Source organism: Arthrobacter sp. 10T425, from assembly GCF_056393985.1.
Genome location: NZ_JBFTGZ010000034.1, coordinates 1 through 995 on the forward strand (window position 1 = coordinate 1; position 995 = coordinate 995).

Genomic DNA, 995 nt, shown 5'->3' on the forward strand with positions numbered 1-995 from the left:
GGGCGCGAGCTCGCCGTGGCCGCCTATTTGAAGGAGCACGTCGCGCAGCTGCTGATCGGCAAGGACCCGCACCGGATCGAGGACACCTGGCAGTTCCTGTACCGGTCCTCGTACTGGCGCCGCGGCCCGGTCACGATGGCCGCGATCGCGGCGGTGGACATGGCGCTGTGGGACATCAAGGGCAAGCTCGCCGGGATGCCGGTCTACCAGCTCCTGGGCGGGGCGTCCCGGAACGGGCTGCGCGCGTACGGGCACGCCTCCGGCGCGGACCTGCCCTCGCTGTTCGATTCGGTCCGTGAGCACCTGGARCTGGGCTACAAGTCGATCCGGATCCAGACCGCGGTGCCCGGGATCAAGGCCGTCTACGGCGTCGCGGCCCAGGCCCAGGCCTCSGGGGAGCGCTACGACTACGAACCGGCCGGGCGCGGCGCGTTCCCGCAGGARGAGGACTGGGACACCCGCGCCTACCTCCGCCACCTGCCCACCGTGTTCGAGGCSGTGCGCAACGAGTTCGGCCCGGAACTCCCGYTGCTGCACGACGGGCACCACCGGATGACCCCGATCCAGGCCGCGAAGCTGGGCAAGGCSCTCGAACCCTACGACCTGTTCTGGCTCGAGGACTGCACCCCGGCCGAAAACCAGGAAGCCCTSCGCCTGGTCCGGGCGCACACCACCACCCCSCTGGCGATCGGGGAAATCTTCAACACCGTCTACGACTACCAGRCCCTGATCAAGGAACAGCTGATCGACTACGTGCGGGCAGCCTCCACCCACTTCGGCGGGATCAGCCCGCTGAAGAAGGTGATGGACTWCGCCGCGCAGTACCAGATCAAGTCCGGCTTCCACGGCCCCACCGACATCTCCCCGGTCGGGTTCGCCGCGCAGCTGCACGTGGGCCTGGCGATCCACAACTACGGCATCCAGGAATACATGCAGCACTCGGATGCGACCAACGAGGTCTTCGAACAATCCATGACCTTCGTCGACGGCTACCT

1 protein-coding gene is annotated in these 995 nt (G+C 67.8%); it reads left to right on the forward strand.

The genetic code is table 11. The annotated features are described in order from the left end of the window. On the forward strand, positions 1-995 hold a 995-nt coding region (locus AC1DDH_RS20365), incomplete at both ends, for a D-galactonate dehydratase family protein (RefSeq protein WP_476956193.1).